Source organism: Microbacterium sp. C23T (assembly GCF_053345975.1).
On the sequence record NZ_JBKFBD010000003.1, the window covers coordinates 1 to 15,918 of the forward strand.

Here is a 15,918-nt window from a genome sequence, read left to right on the forward strand (position 1 = left end):
CCGGCCGGTGGCCCGGGGTCCCGGGGGGCAGCGGGGGGGGCCGGGGGCGCCGCCCGCGGCATCGGCGTCGAGGTCGCCCGGCCAGCCGGTGACCTCGACGAAGCGGAAGCCGTGGAAGGTGAAGCGGGGTTCCCACTCCTCGACCTCGCGGCCGGCGAGCGTGTAGTTGTCGGTCGAGCGTGCATTGCGGAGCGGGCGCGTGTAGATCTCGCCGTCCTGCATGACCTCCGCGGTGCGCAGACTCACGGTGGTGCCTGCCTCGCCCGAGACCCGGATCCGCACGCGGCCCACCAGGTTCTGCCCGAAGTCGAGGATGCGCGAGCCGCTCGGCCCGGTCAGCACCGCGACGGGGTGGACCTCCTCGGTCGAGCGCACCGGGGGAGCGGTCGGCGCGACGAGCGTCGCGGGGTCGCGGTGGCGCTCCTGCACGCCCTCCCACGCCGAGTCGTCGTAGCCGGGGGTGGACCAGTCGGGCAGCTCCTCGCGAGCGTCGTAGTCCTCGCCGTCGTAGATGCCGCTCGCGAGGATCGGGCTCGGCGCCGAACGCCACGAGTGGTCGGTCGCGACGATCTCGCGGGATCCGTCGCTGTAGGTGAGCTCGAGCTGGCCGAGGAAGGACTGGTCGTCGCCGTAGAGGTTGCGGAAGCCGCCGCGCCAGCCGAGGCGGCCGCGGTACCAGCCGTCGCCGAGCCACGCGCCGAGCGCGTTGTCGCCGGGTGTCACGAGGTCGGTCACGTCGTATGTGTAGTACCGCAGGCGCTTGCCGTACACGGTCCAGCCGGGCGAGAGCGTGTCGTCGCCGACGCGGGCGCCGTTGAGCTCGGCCTCGTAGACGCCGTGCGCGGTCGCGTAGAGGCGGGCGCGCACCAGCCCGTCGCGCACGTCGAAGCCGCGGCGGACGAGCGAGGGGCGCCGCTCGTCCGACATCGGGTTCTCGTTGCGCGTCGCGCCGACCGGTCGGGCGACCCAGTCCGAGGGCTCGAGCAGCCCGGCCTCGAGGACGGTGGGGACGGATGCTGCGGACCACGCGCCGTCCTCACCCCGAACCGAGATCCGCACCGAGACGATCTCCCGCGAGCGCAGCGGTTCGGCGGGCCAGGCGACGAGCACCTGCTCGCCGGAGTCGATGACGTAGGTCGTGACATCGCCGCCACGGTCGACCTCGACCGAGTACGACGTCTGGCGCCAGCCGGACGGAGCTGAGGTGACGCGCCACGAGAGGCGCGGCATCCGCTCTCCGATGCCGAGCGGTTCGCGATGGTGTTCGATGCGGGGTGCGTCGACGATGACGGACATCGGAGTCCCTTCCGAGAGAACTGAAACGTTTCGGTTTCAACGTGTAAAGTGAGTGTCGCACCGAATTCGAAACGTTTCAAGTTGCGGTCGGGGTGCGAGTACACGGAGGTACGACATGCGGATCGGCGTCACCGGCAGCGGAGGCAAGCTCGGGCGGGCCACGGTGGAGCGCCTGCGCGCCGACGGCCACGACGTGATGGGCTTCGACCTCACGGGGACGCCGGGGCCGGGCTTCACCCGCGTCGACCTCACCGACTTCGGGCAGACCCTCGACGCTCTCCTCTCGGTGACCGCGCGCCACGACGGGCTCGACGCGCTCGTGCATCTCGCGGCGATCCCGGTGAACGGGCTGGTGCCCGACGCGGCGACCTTCCACAACAACGTCACGGTGTCGTTCAACGCGCTGTTCGCCGCGCACCGCGCCGGCATCCGCACGATCGTGCTGGCGTCGAGCATCACCGCCATGGGCTTCCCCTTCGACGAGGCGCCGCCGTCCCTGCCGGTCGACGAGACGTACACGAGCGCCAACAACACCTACGGCCTCGGCAAGGTGGCGGAGGAGGCGATCGCCGCCCAGCTCGTGCGATGGACGCCCGACACCTCGATCACCGCGCTGCGCTTCACGAACGTGGTCGGGCCCGACGAGTACGCGACGTTCGAGCGGGCGGCCGAGCCCGGCTACCGCCGCGACCTCGTCGGCTCGTGGGTCGATGCGCGCGACGGGGCGCTCGCGGTCGCCCTCGCGCTCGCCGCAGCGGAGCCCGGCTTCGAGGTGTACAACGTCTCGGCGCCGGAGTCCGGCAACGCGGAGCCCTCCCGCGAGGTCGCCGAGCGCTGGTTCCCCGGCACCCCTGTCGCCTCCGACCTCGGCGAGTTCGAGTCGCTCATGTCGACCCGCAAGATCCGCGAACGGCTCGGGTTCGCCGCCGAGCACGACTGGCGCTGACATGTCGCGCCCCGGCATCCGCCAGGTGGCCGCCCACGCCGGCGTGGCGGTCGGCACGGTCTCGGCCTACCTCAACCACCCGGATCGCGTGTCGCCCGAACGGGCGGGGCGCATCGCCGCGGCGATCGACGAGCTCGGCTTCGTGCCGTCGAGCGCGGGACGCCAGCTGCGCCTGGGCGTCAGCAGCCTCATCGGCTACCTCTCGCCCGACGTCAGCAACCCACGCTTCAGCGAGCTCGCCCAGGAGGTCGAGTACCGCGCCGAGCGGCTCGGCATGACGGTGTTCTTCGCTCACTCCCACGGCGACCGCGAGCGCGAGGACGCGTATCTCGAGGCCTTCGAGCAGCGCCAGGTGCGCGGCATCCTGGTGTCGTCGTTCCAGCCGATCGAGGCGAGGCTCGCCGCGATGCGCGAGCGCGGCACGCCCTCGGTCCTCGTCGGGCGACGCGCGTGCGACGAGCTCCAGCCGTCTGTGTCGATCGACGATGTCTCGGGTGGCCGGCAGGCGGGCGAGCACCTCATCGCGAACGGATGCCGCCGGCTCGCCTTCGTCGGCGGCCCGCTGCCCGTGCAACAGGTCGCCGATCGGCTCGACGGCATGCGGACCGCGGCGGTGGCAGCATCCGTCGACGCTCCTGAGGTCATCGAGGTCGCCGAGCGGTCGATCGCCGTCGGACGCGCGGTCGGCGCGGCTCTGGCGGCTCGCCCCGCGACCCAGCGCCCGGACGGCGTGTTCGCCGCGAACGACGTGCTCGCGCTCGGCCTGCTCCAGGCGCTCGTGGCCGGCGGTGTCTCGGTGCCCGGCGAGGTCGCGCTCGTGGGGTACGACGACAACGAGTTCGCCGAGGCGTCCCTCATCCCGCTCACGAGCGTCCGCGCGCGTCACGACGACTTCGGTGCGGCCGCGGTCGACCTGCTGTTCGAGGCCATCGAGCACGGAGCCGGGCCGCGCGCCGACGGCGCCACGGCGCAGCGCGTGTACGCGCCCGAGCTGATCGTGCGCGAGAGCTCGCGCCGCGCGCACTGAACTCCCACCCGTCACACGGATACGACATCGAAGGAGAATCCCCGTGTCCTCAGCGCTCCGCGCTCCCCAGTCCGAGCTGTACCGCCCCGTCGAGCTGACCTTCACCGGCAGCGACGTGATCCCCGCGGACCGCACGCCCGTCACCGTGCACGCGCGGCACGGAGCATCCGGAGCCGAGCGCGTCGCCCCCGGCTTCTGGGATGGCGGCACCTCCTACCGCGTGCGGTTCGCGCCCGACCTCGAGGGGGAGTGGTCGTGGACGAGCGAGAGCACGGATGCTGCGCTCTCGGGTCAGTCCGGCACGTTCGAGGTCGTGCGCGGCAGCGACCACGGGCCGGTGCGCGTCGCGCACCGCTTCCACTTCGCGCACGCCGACGGCACGCCGTTCCGGCCGGTCGGCGCGACCGTGTACAACTGGCTCCACCAGGACGAGCCGCTGTTCTCGTCGACCGTCGACGGGATCGCCGAGGCAGGCTTCAACAAGTTCCGCTTCATGGTGTTCCCGCAGGGCGGCGGGTACATCGAGCACGTCCCGACGCTCATGCCGTTCGAGAAGACCGACGGGCGCTGGGATGTCACGAAGCCCGTGCCGGAGTTCTTCCAGCGCCTGGACCGCGCCGTCGAGGTGCTCGGGGAGCGCGGCATCCAGGCCGACGTGCTGATCTACAACGCGTACGACCGCGGGCAGTTCGGCCTGAACGAGCTCACCGAGGAGGAGGACGCGGTCTACCTGCGCTACCTCGTCGCGCGGCTCGCCGCCTTTCCCCACGTGTGGTGGTCGCTCTGCAACGAGTTCGACCAGCTCGAGCGCCCCGACGACCGCTGGGACCGCACCGGCGAACTGCTCGCCGAGATCGACCCGTACGACCACCTCCGCTCGATCCACAACTGGATCGAGCTCTACGACAACAACCAGCCGTGGGTCACGCACGCGTCGATCCAGAACGGCGCGGTCACGACCGACTTCGGCCGCGCGAACCTGTACCGCGACGTCTACGGCAAGCCGGTCGTGCTCGACGAGATCAAGTACGAGGGCGACATCCCCGACCGCTGGGGGCACCTCGATGCCGAGCAGCTCGTGCACCAGTTCTGGATCGCCACCGTCGCCGGCACGTACGCGTCGCACGGCGAGAGCTTCGCGACCGAGTCCGGAAGCCTCCACATGGTCGAGGGCGGACCGCTCCGCGGCGACTCGCCGGCGCGGCTGGGCTTCCTGCGCACGGTCCTCGAGGAGGTCGATGGCGCGGGCCTCGACCCGATCGACAAGTGGGACGACCCGGCGTACGTCGCCGGCATCCCGCGCCGCCTGTACGTGCAGTATCTCGGCGCCTCGGCACCCGCGACGTGGGACTTCCGCCTGCCGATCGGCGTCCCCGGCGAACGGCCGGAGCCCGGCGACCGGTTCGTGGTGGACGTGATCGACACCTGGAACATGACGGTGACGCCGGTCGGCCGGACCTTCACCCTCGACGACGTGCAGCGCAACGACGCGTACGACCGCGCATCCGCTCCCGTCGAGCTGCCCGAGGGCGAGGCGCTCGCGCTGCGCATCACGCGGATCGGAGGCTGAGTCGTGGCATCCGTCGATCGCCTGCGCGCGTGGCGGGGCGGACCGCGGCTCGGCACGGCGTACTACAACGAGTACCTGCCCGATCCGGACCGGCTCGAGACCGACCTCGACCTGATGACCGAGGCGGGGATCACGTGCATCCGCGTCGGTGAGTCGGTCTGGTCCATGTGGGAGCCGCGCGACGGCGAGTTCGACCTCGAGTGGATGACGCCGATCCTCGACGCCGCCGGCCGGCTCGGGATCGACGTCATCTTCGGCACCCCGACCTACGCGGTGCCGCCGTGGCTGGCCCGCGCGCACCCGGAGCTCGCGGTCGTACGGCGCGACGGCTCCGCGGTGCCGTGGGGCGGACGGCAGGAGGTCGACTACACGTCAGAGCTCTTCCGCGGCTACGCCGAACGGGTGATCCGCGCCGTGATCGGCCGCCACGGTCGGCATCCCGCAGTGATCGGAGTGCAGCTCGACAATGAGGCCGGCCTCCACCTCATCCACAACGACGACGTCGTGCAGCGCTTCCGCGAGTGGGTCGCGGAGCGCTACGGCGACGTCGAGACGCTCAACCGGGAGTGGGGGCTGACGTACTGGTCGCACCGCATCGCCGACTGGGACGAGCTGTGGGCGCCGGCCGGCAACACGACCCCGGCCTACGACCTCGCCTGGCGCCGGTTCCAGGCGGAGCTCACGGCGGACTTCATCGGGTGGCAGGCCGGCATCGTCCGCGAGCTCGTCGACGACGACACCTTCCTGACGACGTGCATCGCCTACCAGCGCCCCGCGATGGACGACGTCGCGGTCGGCGCGCAGCTCGACATCGCCAGCGGCAACGCCTACTACCTCGCCCAGGACGCGCTCGACCTCGACCGCGAGGGCGCCGGCGGCCAGTGGTACGCCGACGACGTCCCGCAGTTCGTGCTCATGGCAGACCGCATGCGCGCCACGACGCAGGGGCCGTTCCTCGTCACCGAGACGGGTGCCGCGTCCATCGGTCCCGCGTGGCTCACGCGCCCGCCCTATGACGGGCAGCTCGCGCAGGCGGCCTGGCTGCTGGTCGCGCGCGGGGCGCGGCTCGTGTCGTACTGGCACTGGCACACCCTGCACTCGGGCGCCGAGGTGCACTGGGGCGGCATCCTCGGGCACGATCTCGAACCCGGCCGCATCCACGCGGAGGTCTCCACGATCGGCCGGCAGTTCGCGACGGCGGCGGAATGGCTGACGGATGCTGCGCCCGACGCCGACCTCGGGCTCGTGTACGCGCACGACAGTGAGTGGATGATGACGTTCGAACCGCCGCTCGCCGCCGGATCCGAGGGGGACCGCGGGGCGTACGCGCGGATCGTCGGCGCCTTCGGCCGCGCCGCGATCGATGCCGGGCTGCAGGTCGGATACGTGAACGAGCGCCAGCTGCCCGAGGCCGACGAGCTCGTGCGGCGCTACCCGGTGCTCGTGGTCGCCGGGCTGGTGGCAGCATCCGATCCCACCCTCGAGACGCTCGTCGAGTACGCGCGACTCGGCGGCCGGCTCGTGCTGGGTCCGCGCACGGGGTACGGCGACGACGAGGGCCGCCTGCGCGCGGCGCTCGCACCGGCGATCGTCGGGCCGGCGGCGGGAGTCGGCTACCGGGAGTTCGCGGCGCTCGCCGCGCCGGTGGAGGTCGTGCGCGACGGCGAGCACGTCGGGAGCGCCCGGGGCTGGGTCGACGGGCTCGAGCCCGACGATGCCGAGGTCGTGCTCGGATACCGGCATGAGCTGTTCGGGCGCTGGGCCGCCGTGACGCGGCGCGATGTCGGTGCGGGCTCGATCACGGTGGTGGGCACGCTCCTCGACCGCGCGACGCTCGCCGAGGTGATCACCGGCGTGGCGGGTGCGCCCGACGGGATCCTCGCGGCGCGGGCGAGCTCGGTCACGGCGCACTCCGTCACCGGGGAGCGGGGCCGGGTGTGGGTCGTGCACAACTGGTCGCCGCAGCCTCGGACGGTGGTCGTCGCGCGGGCGGCGGCATCCGTCCTCGATGACGCGGTGCATGAGGCGAGCGCCGAGGTCACGCTCGCACCCTGGGACGTGCGCGTCTGGCGCGAGGCCTGACCACCGACCGAACTCGGAGATCTGGCGGAACTCGGAGCGTTGCCGGCGCGGGCGTCCGCGTTTCGCCGGATCTCCGAGTTCCGCCCGTGTCAGAGGCGCTGGAAGGTGCCCGGGGCGAGTTCCGCGGTGCGGGACTCACCACCCGGGAGCTCGACCTCGGCCGCGCGGGGGGGGGGGGCGGGGGTCGCGGCGGGCACCGCGGCCCCCCCCGCGGGGGGGGCCCCCCCCCCCGGGGGCCCGCCCCCCGCCGGGGGGGAGCGGCGGTCGAGGTTCGCGACGAGCACGACGTCCCCGCCGGCGGTGCGGGCGCCGAGCGCCCACACGAGGTTGTCGAGGGAGTCGCCACGGAGGCCCGGCTCGCCCGCGAGGGCCGCGAGCGCGGCGACGGCGTCGAACACCGGCAGCGTGGCGCTGTCGGCCGTGCGCAGCCCGCGGGGGCCCCACTCCTCGAAGTAGGCGAGGGTCGCGACGCCGGGCACCGCGAAGGCGGCGGCGCTCGCGACGGTCCACGCGGCCAGCTCGGGGGCGGCCTGGCGCGCATCGACGGCGTCCGTCAGGGCCGAGCCGTAGCCGTCGCGGAGGTCGTCGTGCTCGGGCATCGGCGGCGGGGTCGTGGCCACGTCGTTGAAGTGCGGCCGCAGCGAGATCGGCCCGATGTGCACCGGCAGCCCGCCGGCGAGGCGCACGGCCTGCCCGGCGGCGACCCGCTGCATGCCGACGGACTCGACCAGTTGGGCGGTGCTCAAGCTGTGGAACAGCGGCGTGCTGCTGAACACGATCCCGTCCAGGCCCCGCGGAAGGCGGTGGTGCTCGCGGTTGAGCTCGGTGAAGTGCGAGCGCGCCCCGCCGACGACGTCGGCCTCGATGCCCGCCTCGGTGAGGGCGTGGCGCAGCGCGGCGATCGCCTCGAGGTCCGAGACGTGTCGCGCCGGACCCGTCGCCGGGAACGCGGTGACCCGTGCGACCGACAGGCCGTGGAGCGTGCGGACGGCGTGGTCGATGGCGGCCGGGTCGGCGTCCGCGAGGACGAACCTCACGTCGAGAGGGAGTCCGGATGCCGCGGCACGGTCGAGTGCCGCACGCCAGTTGCGCGTCGCGAGGTCCAGCTCGACGAGCACCGTCCCGCCGAGGGCGGCGAAGTCGGGCGTGGGGTCGGGAGCGGTCGACGCCGACACCCCGATCGCGGGCAGCGCCGGCCCCTCCTGGAGGAGGATGCGGGTCACCGGGTCGTCGACCACGGTGCCGGGCGTCCCCGACACGACGATGTCGACCGCCTGGACGACGCGCTCACCGGCGGCGAGAGAGTAGGGGAAGGGGAGCGCGAGGGGACGGCTGTACGTCTTGTACGAGGCATCCGACCAGTTGCGCTGGTCCTCCATCTCGAAGACGTCGCCCGCGAAGCGCACGTCGACGTCGAGGCCGTCGTGCGTCCAGGACAGGGCTGCGATGTCGAACGCCGGCTGATGAGGGCTGATGCCGGCCGGGAACCGGGAGCGCACCACCGCGCCGTCGGAGTGGCGGACGTGCAGCGTGGATCCCGCGAGCGTCGGCGGGTGGAGCACGACGAGGCCGGTGCGGTTGGTCTCGAAGTCCGAGGCCGACTCGAGGTCGGCGAGGACGCGCAGGCGCCCGGCGCCGCGCACCTCGGCGCGGACGATACCGCGGAGATCCGAGCCGAGCCCGGTCGTGTGCACGTGCAGAGTCAGCGCGATGCCGGACGCGTCGACGCGGTCGACCACGAGGCCGGCGGTGTCCCAGTTGCGATCGCGCACCACCGCGCGCACCGAACGGAGCACGACGCTGCCGTGGTACGAGATGTCGGCGAGCTCGTCGTCACGGAGTTCGAGCGACCATGGGCCGCTCCGCCACTCGCGTGCCGGCTCGCCGTTCCACAGGTCCGTCATCGTCCCATCCTCGCCTCGCCTGTCGCGATGTGCCACGGGTGGCGGCCGTTCGTGACCGGCGAGCAGTTCGTGTTCGTCCGGAGATGCTGCTCACCTGTCACGAGGTGCCACAGGTGGCGGCGGATCGTGACAGGTGAGCAGACGGTGATCGGGGTCAGAGTGAGGTCATACCGCCGTCGACCTGGAAGGTGGCGCCCGTCGCGAACGAGCCGTCGTCGCTGGCGAGGTAGACCATGATGCCCGCGACGTCGTCCGGCGTTCCGGCGCGACCGATCGGGATGCGGCTGACGATCGCGGCGCGGGACTGCGGGTCCTCGCTGATCGCCGCGACGAGGGGCGTCTCGGTGTAGGCGGGCTGCACCGTGTTCACGCGGATGCCGCGATCGGCGTACGCCGCGGCGACGGTGCGGGCGAGGCCGTGCATGCCGGCCTTCGACGCGCTGTAGGCGGTGAAGTCCTTGCCCTCGCCGTTGACCGCGGTGGGGCTGCCGGTCAGGATGATCGACCCGCCGCCCCGCAGGAGCATCGAGCGCACCGCGTGCTTGACCGTCAAAAAGGCGCCGGTCAGGTTGATGTCGATCGTCCGTCGCCACACCTCCAGGTCGAGGTCGGCCGCCTGCGCATCCTGTCCGAACAGCTGCACGCCGGCGTTTGCCACCACGACGTCGGGCGCCCAGCCGGCCGCCTCGACCTCGGCGAAGGCCGCGGCGACCGCGTCCTCGTCGGAGATGTCCATCGTGACGGCACGGGCGTTCTCGCCGATCGCCGCCGCGGCCGCGGCCGCGCCCTCGCCGTTGCGGTCGGCGAGGATCACGCGCGCGCCCTCACGGGCGAAGCGCTGGGCGACCGCGAGGCCGATGCCCAGTGCACCGCCCGTGATGAGCGCGGTCTTGCCCTCGAGCTGTCCCATGGATCAGCGCTCGATGTGGTCGAGGTGCAGCATGCGCGCGAGGTTCTTGTCGAGCTCGTCGTCGCGGAAGATCTTCTTCCAGTCGTCCTTGATGATCGACTCGCGGCCGTAGTCCATGGCGATGAGGCAGGCGTCCGAGAACGGGTTGTCGCCGCGCAGGCCGTTGGCGAGCGCCACCTGGGTGTGGCCGTACAGGATGCTGCGCGCCGCCGCCTCGGGAACGCCCATGGTGTTGATCGCCTCGTCGAGGGCCTCGTTGAGCAGCGCGCCGATCATGCAGGCGACGGTCTCGACCAGGGTCGGCTCGAGCTGGGCGAGCTGCTTGACCGTGACGAAGTGCACGTCGATGACGGGGGCGTAGATCGCGCGGACCGTCGCCTCGACGATCGCCTTGTGGGCCGGGTCGTCGCTCTCCACAGCAGCGATCGCGTCCTGCGGAGCGGCGATGCCGCCGAACGTGTCGGCCCACTCCTCCTTGGTGGTGCGCTCGAGGAACACCGACGGGTGGCACGGGTGCGCGACGGCCTGGATGACGTCCTCGCGCGTGGTGAGCAGGCCCGCGTACGCGGCGGCCGGGTCCAGCGTCAGCACGATCGCGCCCGACTTCAGCTGAGGCACGAGGTCGGCGGTGACGGGGCCGAGGGCGAGGTCGGGCACGGCCAGGACGACGATGTCGGCGTCGGCGACGGCGGTGGCGGCATCCGTCAGCTCACGGCCCGCGTCGATCGTGCGCTGCTGGCCGGCGGGCGAGTTCTCGACGTACCAGACCGTGTGGTCGGTCTTGACGAGGTTGTTGGACACGCGCATGCCCATCTTCCCGCCGGCGCCGACGACGGCGATCTTGTACGTCTCGGTGGTGGTCGTGCTCATGTCGTGCTCCTCAGATATTCGATGGTTCGGCGGGTCCATTCCCGCTCGGTGCGGACGGTGGTCTCGGCATCCCCCTGCCACGAGAGCCAGTGCTCGACGATCTCGTTGATCCCGCGCTCGCGCGGGCGGACGGTCTCGAGGAGGTGGGGGTAGTCGTGGAGGCCGTCGCCCATGGGCGCGCCCCCGTAGGTGAAGCCGACCCAGCCCGGCTGGCGGGCGAAGGCGAAGTCCTTCACGTGCACGTTCTTGACGTGCGCCGCGGTCTGCTCGACGCAGTCGCGCGGACGCTCGAGGCGCGCGACGACGTTCGCGGGGTCGAGGCAGATGCCCAGGCGGTCGCTGCCGATGCGCTCGACGAGCCCGGCGAGGTCTTCGGTCGAGACCTGCTCGTACGTCTCGAGCGCGAGGTCGACGCCGGCCGCCTCGAACGAGGGGAGCACGGCACGCAGCCATTCCTCGGCCTGCTCCAGCGTGGGACGGGTCTCGGCGGAGTACAGCATGCTGCGCACGAGCGTGGTGTCGAACGCGCTCGCGAGATCGAGGAACCGGGTCAGCCGGTGCGGCTCGATGCCCTTGGTGCCCAGCTCGATCGTCAGCTCGAGGTCGCGCGCCGCGGCTGCGGCATCGGTGAGCTCGGCGCCGGTCATGGCCTCGAGGGGCGCGTAGTCGCAGATCTGGAACAGGTCGACGCCGAGTTCCTTCGTCGCCTCGAACGCGCCGACGAGCGAGAGCGGCTCCGGCACCTGGTCGGAGTGCTGCCAGAAGAACGCGTACGTCCCGAGGCCGATCATGCGTCGACCCCCGCTCGGGACGATGCGAGAGCGGCGGCTTCGTCGAGCACGGCGATGAGGGCGTCGGGGTCGTGGGCGAAGCGGCCGAGGAAGAGGCCGTCGACGGCGTCGCCGAGGCGGGTGAGCAGGCCGGGGCCGGCGGAGCCGCCGTAGATGACGACGCTGCCTGCGCGGGCGGGGTCGGCGTCGACCGCGGCGCGGAGCGCTCGGGTGACGGTGGCGATGTGCGTGTCGGGGGCGGGCTCGGCGGCACCGATCGCCCACACCGGCTCGTACGCGACGATCACGGGGCCGGCCGGGACCTGCTCGAGGTTCGCGGCGAGCTGCTCGACGTTCGCGAGCGCTGCGGCGGGGGCGCCGAGGTGCTCGGCCTCGCCGATGCAGAGCACCGGGGTGATGCCGTGGGTGAGGGCGGCGGTGGCCTTGCCGGCGGTGACGGTGTCGGTCTCGTCGAACAGGCGGCGCCGTTCGGCGTGGCCGATCTCGGCGACCTGGACGCCGACCTCGGCGAGCTCTTCGGCGGTGACCTCGCCGGTGTACGCGCCGGGCGGGTAGGCGGAGACGTCCTGCGCGCCGACCAGCACCGGGGTGCCGGCGAACGCCTCGAGGGCGGGGAGGATCTGCAAGTAGGTGGGGATGACGAAGAACCGCACGTCGCCTGCGGCCACGGCGGGGTGACCGGCGGCGCGGGCGGCGACGTCGGCGAACCACGCTCGTGCCCGCTCGTGCCCGAAGTACGTCTTCAGGCTCACCCCGACCGTGATCCGGGGGTGCACCAACTCCTCAGATTCGCTCGAAGCCTGCGGACTCCGGGCGGACTCCTGCGAGTCCGGTGCGGTTCTGAGGAGTTCGTGCTCGGTCATCAGCAGGACCCGGTGGTCTCGAACTCGTCGATGACGGCGACCTTGTCGGCCGACGCCGAGGTGGTGTCGAACCGGTAGGTCAGCCACTCCCGCACGAGGCGGCGGGCGAGCTCGATGCCGACGACGCGCTGGCCCATGGTGAGCACCTGCGCGTTGTTGGACAGCACGCCGCGCTCCACCGAGAACGAGTCGTGCGCGGTGACGGCGCGGATGCCGGGCACCTTGTTCGCCGCGATCGCGACGCCCAGGCCCGTGCCGCAGATCAGCAGCGCGCGGTCGGCGGTGCCGGCCGCGACCTGCTGCGCGGCCTCGATGGCGACCTTCGGGTACGGCGTGTGGCCGTCGGCGTCCACGCCCACGTCGATGACCTCGACCACGCCGGGGTTCGCTTCGAGGTCCTTCTTCAGGATCTCCTTGTAGTCGAATCCGGCGTCGTCGGCGCCGATCACGATGCGCAGCGGCTGGGCGGTCTCGAGCTCAGGCATTGGCGCCCTCCTTCTTGTTCTCGGCCGCGAGCGTCTCGCCCACGGCGGTCACGATGAGCGCGAGACTGATCGCGCCCGGGTCGGGGGTTCCCACGCTGTTCTGGCCGTGCGTGCGCGCGCGGCCCATGCGGGGGAGGAGCTCGGCCGTCGCGGTCGCGGCGCGGGTGGCAGCATCCGCCGCCGTCCGCCACGCATCGGTGAGGCCCGCGCCCGCATCCACGGCACCGGTGAGGGTGGTGCTGAACGGCACGAGCGCGTCGACCAGGGTCTTGTCGCCGACCTCGGCCTTGCCGTAGTCGGTGACTCCCCGCGAGCCTGCCGCGACGCCCGCGGCGACGGCCGTCGGCTCGGGGCGGCCCTCGTCGCCGAGCTTCGCGGCGACCGCGTTCAGGATGACGCCCCACAGCGCACCGGAGGTGCCGCCGGCCTTGTCGGACCACGCGTCGGCGGCGTGCGCGAGCGTGGTGCGCGCGCCGGCGTCGGCGTCGACGGCGGCGGTCGCGGCGGCGAGGGCGGCGTGCGAGCCGCGCTGCATGCCGATGCCGTGGTCGCCGTCGCCGGCGATCGCGTCGATCCGGCCGAGCTCGTCGACGTGCGTGTCGACGGTCTCCGCGATCGTGCGCACCGCGGCGAGCACGGTGCGGGCGACGGACTGGGATGCCTCATCGCCGGGCTCGATGGCCTCGGCCACGGCGGCGGTGCTGTCGGCGGCCACGAGCCGCTGCTGCGGTGCGACCGAGCCGCGCCGGTAGGCGGGGGTGTCGACGGGGGTCTCCCACAGGCCGGCGAGCTCGTGGTCCAGCCAGAACAGGGTGAGCGACGTGCCGGCCATGTCGAAGCTCGTGCAGTACTCGCCCACGTGCGGGTCGACGATCTCGAGACCCGCGTCGGTGAGCAGCTGGGCGATGCGCCGGTAGACGACGAACATCTCCTCGTACTTCAGCGACCCGAGGCCGTTGAGGATCGGCACGACGCGGGCACCCGCGAGCTCGACCCCGTCGGGCACCTCGGCCAGCAGCCGCTCGACGAGCAGCTCGGCCAGTCCGTCTGCGGTGGGGATGTCGGTCTCGTCGATGCCGGGCTCGCCGTGGATGCCGAGGCCGATCGCCATCCGTCCCTCCGGGACGGTGAACAGCGGCTGCTCGGCACCGGGCAGCGTGCAGCCGGTGAACGCGACCCCGAACGAACGGGTGCGCTCGTTCGCGAGGCGGGCCAGGCGGGTGACCTCGGCGAGGTCGGCGCCGGCCTCGGCCGCGGCGCCCGCGATCCGGAACACCGTGAGGTCGCCGGCGATGCCGCGCCGCTTGTGCTTCTCGTCGGCCGTCGCGCTGACGATGTCGTCGGTGACCGTGACGGTCTCGCACGCGATCCCGTCGGCACGCAGCCGCTCCTGCGCCGCGTCGAAGTTCAGCACGTCGCCGGCGTAGTTGCCGTACGAGAAGAACACGCCGCCGCCGTTGTCGGCGGCCTTCGCGACCGCGAACACCTGCTGCGTCGAGGGCGACGCGAACAGGTTGCCCATCGCCGCGCCGTGCGCGAGCCCCGGACCCACCAACCCGCCGAACGCGGGGTAGTGGCCCGAGCCGCCGCCCACGACGACCGCGACCTGACCGGCCGGCGACACCGTCGACCGCACCACGCCGCCCGGCACCCGCCGCACGTACCGCTCGTTCGCCGCGACGAACCCGTCGATCATCTCGTCGGCGAAGTCCGCCGGCTCATTCCACAGCCGCGTCATCGCGCGTCACCCTTGGGGTCGGCCGCACCGTGCAGGGCCTCCGCGTCCACGGCGGGCGCAGCATCCGCGTCGTCGACGACGACCGGGTTGATGCGGTTGCTGCGGGCGAGGAGCACCATGAGCACCGCCGAGATGAGCATGACGAAGCCGACGATGAACATCGGGACCTCGTAGCCGCCGGTCCAGTCGTGCACGAAGCCCGTGACGAACGGGGCCGAGAAGCCGGCCAGGTTGCCGATCGTGTTGATCAGCGCGACGCCGGCGGCAGCCGCGGCTCCCGTGAGGAAGCGCGTAGGCAGCGTCCAGAAGTTGGGCAGGGCGGCGAAGATCGCGCAGGCCGTGACCGTGATGACCGCGATCGTGGCGGCCGGCGATCCCATGAACAGCGCCAGCGGGATGCTGACGGCACCGGCGATCGCGGGACCCGCGATGTGCCACGTCTTGAGGCCGCGCTTGGAGGCGTCTCGCGACCAGAAGTACATGACGACGGCGGCCGGCAGGTACGGGATCGCGGTGATGAGGCCCTTCTGCAGCGTGTCGAAGGTGACGCCGGACTGCGTCTGGAAGCCCTCGATGATCGTGGGGAGGAAGAACGCCAGCGCGTACAGGCCGTAGATGAACCCGAAGTAGATGAACGAGAGCACCCACACGCGTCCGCTCTTGAACGCGAAGCGCGCCGAGACGTGGCCGTGCTCCTTCTTCTGCGTCGCGGCCTTCTCGCGGTCGAGCGCGTCGGTCAGCCAGACCTGCTCGTCACGGGTGAGCCACTTCGCGTCGGCCGGCTTGTCCTTGAGGTAGAACCACGCGATGACACCGACGATGATGGCCGGGATCGCGACGCCGAAGAACATGAAGCGCCAGCCCTCGAGGCCGAAGAACACTTCGTGCTGCTGGATGAGCCAGCCGGCCAGCGGGGCGCCGATGACCGTGGTGAGCGGCTGCGCCAGGTAGAAGAGCATGAGGATGCGGCCGCGGTACTGCGCGGGCACCCAGAGGCTGAGGAAGAGGATCGCGCCGGGGAAGAAGCCGGCCTCGGCGACACCGAGGAGGAAGCGCAGCACGACGAGCTGTTCGAAGTTCTGCACCCACGTGAACAGCAGCGCGACGATGCCCCAGCTCACCATGATGCGCGAGAGCCAGCGGCGGGCGCCGAACTTGTGCAGCGCCAGGTTCGAGGGCACCTCGAGCAGGATGTAGCCGATGAAGAAGACGCCCGAGGCGAAGCCGAACTGAGCGGCGCTCAGGGCGAGGTCTTCGTTCATGCCGTTGGGGGCGGCGAAGCCGATGGCGGTGCGGTCGAGGTAGTTGATGAAGAACATCAGCGCGACGAACGGCACGAGGCGGATCGACACCTTGCGGATGGCGGATCGCGCGACGGGGGGCGCGTCTGCGACGGTCTGGTTCTGGTCCACGGTGACTCCTGCTCATCGACGGTG

The 15,918-nt window shown here is 72.1% G+C and carries 13 protein-coding genes; 4 read left to right on the forward strand and 9 right to left on the reverse strand.

Translation table 11 applies throughout. The features are described from left to right. The coding region (locus ACLBXX_RS02115) for a family 78 glycoside hydrolase catalytic domain (RefSeq protein WP_447656607.1) at window positions 1-1,296 on the reverse strand (1,296 nt) is incomplete at its 3' end. 115 nt (window positions 1,297-1,411) lie between these two features. Between ACLBXX_RS02115 and ACLBXX_RS02120 the strand changes: the two genes are divergently transcribed. Genes ACLBXX_RS02120 through ACLBXX_RS02135 form a run of 4 tightly spaced genes read left to right on the forward strand, consistent with a single transcriptional unit; the run spans window position 1,412 to window position 6,921 of the window. Next, window positions 1,412-2,242, forward strand: a complete 831-nt coding sequence (locus ACLBXX_RS02120; RefSeq protein WP_447656608.1) for an NAD-dependent epimerase/dehydratase family protein — start codon at window positions 1,412-1,414, stop codon at window positions 2,240-2,242. 1 nt (window position 2,243) lies between these two features. Beyond that, on the forward strand, window positions 2,244-3,269 hold the full coding sequence (locus ACLBXX_RS02125; RefSeq protein WP_447656609.1) for a LacI family DNA-binding transcriptional regulator: 1,026 nt from the start codon (window positions 2,244-2,246) through the stop codon (window positions 3,267-3,269). 43 nt (window positions 3,270-3,312) lie between these two features. Continuing rightward, complete coding sequence (locus ACLBXX_RS02130; protein ID WP_447656610.1) at window positions 3,313-4,839, forward strand: apiosidase-like domain-containing protein; 1,527 nt, start codon at window positions 3,313-3,315, stop codon at window positions 4,837-4,839. A 3-nt stretch (window positions 4,840-4,842) separates the two neighbouring features. Next, window positions 4,843-6,921: a beta-galactosidase gene (locus ACLBXX_RS02135; RefSeq protein ID WP_447656611.1), complete on the forward strand. Its 2,079-nt coding sequence runs from the start codon at window positions 4,843-4,845 to the stop codon at window positions 6,919-6,921. Between the two features lie 89 nt (window positions 6,922-7,010). Here the strand turns inward: ACLBXX_RS02135 and ACLBXX_RS02140 are convergent, their stop codons facing one another. The 8 genes from ACLBXX_RS02140 to ACLBXX_RS02175 all read right to left on the reverse strand — a co-directional run bounded on the left by ACLBXX_RS02140 (window position 7,011) and on the right by ACLBXX_RS02175 (window position 15,894). After that, window positions 7,011-8,825, reverse strand: a complete 1,815-nt coding sequence (locus tag ACLBXX_RS02140; RefSeq protein WP_447656612.1) for a hypothetical protein — start codon at window positions 8,823-8,825, stop codon at window positions 7,011-7,013. Window positions 8,826-8,979: 154 nt separating this feature from the next. Further along, window positions 8,980-9,735, reverse strand: a complete 756-nt coding sequence (locus ACLBXX_RS02145) for an SDR family NAD(P)-dependent oxidoreductase (RefSeq protein WP_447656613.1) — start codon at window positions 9,733-9,735, stop codon at window positions 8,980-8,982. 3 nt (window positions 9,736-9,738) lie between these two features. Beyond that, a complete protein-coding gene (locus tag ACLBXX_RS02150) occupies window positions 9,739-10,605 on the reverse strand; it encodes a phosphogluconate dehydrogenase C-terminal domain-containing protein (RefSeq protein WP_447656614.1) in 867 nt (288 codons plus the stop codon). After that, a complete protein-coding gene (locus ACLBXX_RS02155; protein ID WP_447656615.1) occupies window positions 10,602-11,396 on the reverse strand; it encodes a sugar phosphate isomerase/epimerase family protein in 795 nt (264 codons plus the stop codon). Before ACLBXX_RS02155 ends, ACLBXX_RS02150 begins: the two co-directional genes overlap by 4 nt. Then, entirely contained in the window at window positions 11,393-12,172 is a 780-nt protein-coding gene (locus tag ACLBXX_RS02160) for a triose-phosphate isomerase family protein (RefSeq protein WP_447656616.1), read from the reverse strand. The genes ACLBXX_RS02155 and ACLBXX_RS02160 overlap by 4 nt, the downstream gene beginning before the upstream one ends. 86 nt (window positions 12,173-12,258) lie before the next feature. Continuing rightward, window positions 12,259-12,744 (reverse strand): ribose-5-phosphate isomerase, encoded by a 486-nt coding sequence (locus ACLBXX_RS02165; RefSeq protein WP_116195610.1) that lies wholly within the window; start codon window positions 12,742-12,744, stop codon window positions 12,259-12,261. Continuing rightward, on the reverse strand, window positions 12,737-14,482 hold the full coding sequence (locus tag ACLBXX_RS02170) for a dihydroxyacetone kinase family protein (RefSeq protein WP_447656617.1): 1,746 nt from the start codon (window positions 14,480-14,482) through the stop codon (window positions 12,737-12,739). The genes ACLBXX_RS02165 and ACLBXX_RS02170 overlap by 8 nt, the downstream gene beginning before the upstream one ends. Continuing rightward, a complete protein-coding gene (locus ACLBXX_RS02175; protein ID WP_447656618.1) occupies window positions 14,479-15,894 on the reverse strand; it encodes an MFS transporter in 1,416 nt (471 codons plus the stop codon). Before ACLBXX_RS02175 ends, ACLBXX_RS02170 begins: the two co-directional genes overlap by 4 nt. Window positions 15,895-15,918: the final 24 nt, after the last annotated feature.